Origin of the sequence: Streptomyces sp. MnatMP-M17, from assembly GCF_900091995.1 — a bacterium.
Classification (GTDB): Bacteria; Actinomycetota; Actinomycetes; order Streptomycetales; family Streptomycetaceae; genus Streptomyces.
Genome location: NZ_FMDK01000587.1, coordinates 1 through 5,010 on the forward strand (window position 1 = coordinate 1; position 5,010 = coordinate 5,010).

Annotated in this window: 6 protein-coding genes; 3 read left to right on the forward strand and 3 right to left on the reverse strand. The window is 68.5% G+C overall.

The window, feature by feature from the left end:
• Positions 1 to 58: 58 nt before the first annotated feature.
• Entirely contained in the window at positions 59 to 712 is a 654-nt protein-coding gene (locus GA0115259_RS25130) for a ScbR family autoregulator-binding transcription factor (protein ID WP_256098130.1), read from the reverse strand.
• Positions 713 to 851: 139 nt separating this feature from the next.
• Here GA0115259_RS25130 and GA0115259_RS25135 point away from each other — a divergent pair, with 139 nt between their 5' ends.
• From GA0115259_RS25135 to GA0115259_RS25145, 3 genes are all read left to right on the forward strand, one after another.
• On the forward strand, positions 852 to 1,796 hold the full coding sequence (locus GA0115259_RS25135; protein ID WP_237540484.1) for a ScbA/BarX family gamma-butyrolactone biosynthesis protein: 945 nt from the start codon (positions 852 to 854) through the stop codon (positions 1,794 to 1,796).
• A gap of 225 nt (positions 1,797 to 2,021) precedes the next feature.
• Entirely contained in the window at positions 2,022 to 2,735 is a 714-nt protein-coding gene (locus GA0115259_RS25140; RefSeq protein ID WP_093601246.1) for an HAD family hydrolase, read from the forward strand.
• A 190-nt stretch (positions 2,736 to 2,925) separates the two neighbouring features.
• A complete protein-coding gene (locus tag GA0115259_RS25145) occupies positions 2,926 to 3,288 on the forward strand; it encodes a hypothetical protein (RefSeq protein ID WP_256098128.1) in 363 nt (120 codons plus the stop codon).
• 13 nt (positions 3,289 to 3,301) lie between these two features.
• Here the strand turns inward: GA0115259_RS25145 and GA0115259_RS25150 are convergent, their stop codons facing one another.
• The gene (locus GA0115259_RS25150; RefSeq protein ID WP_256098129.1) at positions 3,302 to 4,108 is read right to left on the reverse strand and encodes an endo alpha-1,4 polygalactosaminidase; all 807 of its coding nucleotides are present in this window, start codon (positions 4,106 to 4,108) and stop codon (positions 3,302 to 3,304) included.
• 157 nt (positions 4,109 to 4,265) lie between these two features.
• Positions 4,266 to 5,010 (reverse strand): ferritin-like domain-containing protein (locus tag GA0115259_RS25155; protein WP_107469258.1); only part of this gene is annotated, 745 nt, incomplete at its 5' end.

Below are 5,010 nucleotides of genomic sequence, written 5' to 3' on the forward strand. Positions count from 1 at the left end.
CCGGACCCGGCCGGGACATCCCCCCGTCCCGGCCGGGTCCGGCCGTTCGCTCTTCGGCTCATCGCCCTCCGGCCGGCACCGGCGTCAGAGGATGTTCACGCACCCGCGCGAGCAGGGCCGCCGGATCCGGATCCGTCTGAAGGGCGTTCAGAAGCAGCAGCCACAGATCGTGCAGGGCCTCCTCGATCTGCTGGCGTCCCTCCAGGGCGTCGGAGACGGTGTGCAGTCCGAAGAAGGCGCACACGAGTCCATGCGCGGCCACCTGAGGCGTGACGCCATTGGTGAGTTCTCCCTCCTGACGGGCCTCTTCGAGAAGTTTGGTGACGGTTTCCAGCCAGCCCACAAAAGGCCTCGGCAGCGTGACATTGATGGCGGTGCGCTCCGCCCAGAGCCGGGCGCCCGCGCGGATGACCACATCGTCCCGGAAGGCCCTCGCCACCTCGAAACTCAGCGCCACCAGCCGCTCCAGCGCCGGACGGTCGGACGAGCTGTAACGGTCGATCAGATTGGGCCAGGTCGCGAAATGCTCCTCGACAATGGCGAGGGCGAGATTCTCCTTGCTGGCGTAGTGGAAGTAGATGGCTCCGCTGGTACGGCCGGACTGCGCGCTGATATCGCTGATACTGGTTCCGGAGTAACCTCGCTCATCGAACAACTGTGCCGCCGCTTCCAGGAGAAACCTCCGCGTCGTTTTCGCCCGAACCTGCTCCACCCGAACCCGCACGTGTACCCCGGATTGCCGTTCCGTTAAATGACAGCAGGCAATGTAGCGGCTTTTCCCGCCGGGCGTGGCGGGCTTGGCGGCTCCGGTCCGGCGTGCGTAGCAACGAAAATTGCGGTGTTCTTGTCGCATGAATACAACGGTTGGTGACGCACCGATCGGCGGCACCATGGAGGACCTCCGGCCACTGTCCTGGTCGCGCACCGTCGCCCGTGAGATGGTGCACCGGGACTCCGTGGCCGAGGTGCTGCTCACCGATGTACGGCGGAGTGCTTGGAGTCCGGACGGCGCCGGGTTCGAGGCCGCGGCTTCGTGGTCGCGGTCCCATCCGACTTTTCCGCGCGACGGCGCCGATCTGCACAGTCCGCTGGTGATCGTCGAGACACTGCGCCAGCTCGGGATCTATATCCCGCTCCGCTATTTCGATGTCGCGCCCACCGCGCATCTGCTCATCACCGATCTGTTCTTCGAGATCGATCCGTCGGCGGAACCGCGGGCGCTCTTCGGCGCCACCGCCGTGATCTGCGCGGTACGGGCGAGCGATGTGCGCCGCGCCGCCGAGGACGGCTCGGTCACCGGACTGCGGCTCGATGTCTCCTTCTCCGCCCACGGGGCGGTGTTCGCGCAGGCCGGAGGAGGTGCGCGAGTCATGGACGGCGCACGGTACGAGGCGGTACGGACAGGCCGTACGCACTCCGCCGCGCCGGAGAGCGCCATCGGCCGGCTTCGCCCCGACATCCGCAGGCTGGGCGTGACGGGCGCGCACGATGTCGTCCTGGGACTCGACGGCGGCACCCTCCTGGTCGAACCGGCGGATCCCAGGCACCCCTTCTTCTTCGACCACGCCACGGATCATGTTCCCGGCATCATTCTGCTGGAAGCCGCGCGCCAGGCCGCGGCCGTGGAAAGCCGGGGCGCTTTGCTGCGTCCCACCGGCGGACGGCTCGAAGCAGCACGCTTTGTCGAATACAGTCCGCCCGCTCGAATTATGTGCGTGCCGTACCACGGCATCTGTGTGTTCCGTTTTCTCCAGGACGGGGAACAGAAGGCTTTTGGTGTCCTCCGCTACAGGTAAAGGCTGGAAATACTCTGCGAAGTCACTTGACTACCAATAGTTTTCCTCTCTAGCGTAGCGATCGTTATGTTCTTGGGTGGTCGCCTCAACCGGCCTTCTCCATAAGGCCGCGACTGCCCGGATCGCGCCCGCCCGACAGCGGGTGACCAGCGTGCCCGTGGTGTTTCGCACCGTCGCGGCGGTCAGTGCTGCCGCTTATCGGGCTCTTCTGAACGGAACAATCGGATGACAGCTCATCGCATCCTTTCCTGGACTCCCGCGGCCATCGTCTTCGACTGCGACGGAACCCTCATGGACACTGAATGCCACTGGCAGGACGCTCGAATTCTGGCGCTGCGCGCGTATGGATTCACACCCATGCCCGGCTTCGCCGAGCGGACCAAGGGACTGCACTACACCGAATGCGGACGCCTCATGGCCGAGGAGGCGGGACACCCGGAACTCGGCGAGGACCTGACCGCGCTGCTGCTCGGGCACTTCCGCGCGCTCGTCGCCGACAACCCGCTGACCATGCCCGGCGCCCGTCAACTGGTCGAGGAATCAGCGGGTTTGGCTCCTCTCGCCGTCGCCAGCAACTGCCCGAGAGAAGTCGTGGAGTCCTGCCTCGGCACGGCAGGCCTGCTCGGCCACTTCGACCACATCGTGGTGCCCGGGGGCGAGATCAGACCCAAGCCGCTCCCGGACGTCTATCTCACCGCCGCACGGCTCTGCGGCTCCGAGCCCGTCGACACCCTGGCGGTCGAGGACTCCTCCTGCGGGATCCGGTCCGCCACCGAGGCCGGTATGCGTGTCATGGGCGTCGGTCCCTGGCCCGGCGAGGACCTCGTGGCGCAGGTGGATGTCTGGGTCCGCTCGCTGAGCGAGCCGGAGGTGCGCGGCTGGACCGGCGCCCGGGTACCGGTCCAGGTCTCCTTCGACGTGATGCCCGCCACTCGCTGATCCATGGCTCCCGGGGACAGGATCGGGCGCTGCCCCCGGAACTCGCCGTCCCGGCGAAACGGCTTACCATGAGGGCCACGGGACATATACGTCCAAAAGCCTCCGCACAGGGAAACACAGGGAAGTGGGGCATCGGATGGACGAGGAACGCGCCAGCCGCCTCGTGTCCTCCCTGCGGGCCCGAGGAGTCATGGCTCATATGGCCCATCTGGGTGTCTACCAGTGCGGTGTACAGATCGTGCTCGCCGAGGGGGGCGAGGCGATCTGGGACATGGACGATGTCCTCGGACTGCGGGCGGAGGTCGTGGAGGACGGTGTACTCGTCGGCTTCGTACCGCACGTACGCGGTTCCGAGATCTTCACCGAGGAGCAGCTTGTCGAGGTGATCGCCGCCACCCGGTACGACAAGCCGGGACTGCGGACCTCGGCGGACGGCGACACCGGACCGTATCTGGACGAGGAGCCGCTGTACCGCGCGACCGGTCCCATGCTTCCCTCGCGCCGCTACCGCCGCAGACTCAGACTTCCCTGGCGGCTCCGACGGTCCGGATAGCCCCGGCCGGGATTCAGCAGCGCGCGTTTGTGTGGCCCGGCTCTCCGGCAGGTACGACATCACGGTCCCGCAGCACGATCGCCAGCCGGTCTCCCCACTCCCGGCAGCCGACGGTGAAGTCCGTTCGCCGGTACTCGACAACCAGCACCCTGTCGCCATAGGCGTCGGCGTACCGCCCGCATTCGTCGTAGCGCGCGCACTCCTCGGCGACGGCGAAGTCGAAGCCGATCGTGTCCCTGAGCCCGCTCATCTCGACCGCGTTCTTCTGGCCGATCGCCAGGCCCGCGCGGTGGGCGCACTCCGCCAGCAGCCGGGCGAAGCCGGCCGCCTGCCGCCGGTCGAGCAGTCCGTCCGAGCGCAGATAGGAGTCCAGATTGTCGGCCTCGACGGCGTCGAACCCACGCTCGGCACAGCCGTCGATCCAGCCGCCGACGATATGCGCCAGGCGGTCGCGACGGTCCTCGGTGGAGATGTCGAGCAAGGGCTCCTGCCACTCCTCGTCGACGACGGACGCGCCGCCCGTGCCGTGCAGCAGCAGCTCGGGGTGGTTCCGCTGCCACCAGGCCACGGCGTCCGGCTGGGCCTGGTAGGCGTTGACGTAGCAGATGGTGTACGCGCCCGGGGCCGGGTCCGCCGTACGGTCCCTGATGACGGTACGCACACCGGCGGGCGGCTCGTAGGCTCCGCCGAGCTGGTAATCGAAGGGCTGATCCGCCCGAGGCGGTCGTACCTCGCGGCCCTTGTCCGAGCTGTCCGCGCCCGAGCCGTCGGCGCCGGCGCATCCGGTGAGGGCGAGCAGCAGGGCGACCACGGGTGCCACGGAGATACGGGCTACGGAGCTACGGGCGAAGGGAAGGAGCGGCAAGGCGGCGTCTCGATTCCGGAGCGGCGCGACGGACCTGGTCAGTCTCGCATCGGGGCCGGTGCGTGCCCGCCGCCGGGCACGCACCCGTATGCCGCGCACCGTCCCGTACGCCTCACACCGTCAGCAGACTCGGCGTCGCCGCCAGGTCCTCGGGCAGGAACGCCTCCGGGACCGGATCCTGGCCGAGGATGAAGCGCAGGATGGAGACATGCATCGCCTCGACCGGCGCGATGGTGGCCGCGGTCTCGATCCCGGCGGCGGTCTTGCCGTTGTAGCCGGCGAAGAGATAGGTCTGCGCGGCCTGGTCCTCCAGCTGGAGGGCGAGCTTGGCGGCGTCGTCCACGCTGGTGACCCGGTCCAGCGCGGTGGTGATCGCCCGCTGGTTCGACAGCGGTACATCGGTGACGGCGGGCTTGCCCGCCTCCGTCAGCGCCGTGTTCCATGCCTTGGCATGGTCGATGTGGTGGGCCATCGCCATGGTGACGAAGGTCGACACGGCAGGCGGTACGGCGCCGAACCTGTCGGCTCCTGCCGCGGCGAGGATCGATCCGTAGGCGCCCACGGCCTGGTTCTCCAGGGCCGCCGACAGCGCGACGAATCTGAGGTGCGCGGTGTACATGACCGTGTCCGCGGCGGCCCTGGGCGGGAGCACCTCGGGCGGTTCGCCCTGCGGTGAGGCGCCCTTCTCGTCGGTTCCCGCGCTGGTGCAGCCGGTCAGCAGGAGAGCGGCGCCCAGACTTCCGGCGCCCAGCAGAAAGCGGCGGCGACCGTTGTCGACCGGGCCGGTGTCCCTCGTACCGCTGTCCGTCGTGGCGCGGTCCGCCGCCGCCGCGCCCGTAGGACGGGCCAACGCGCTC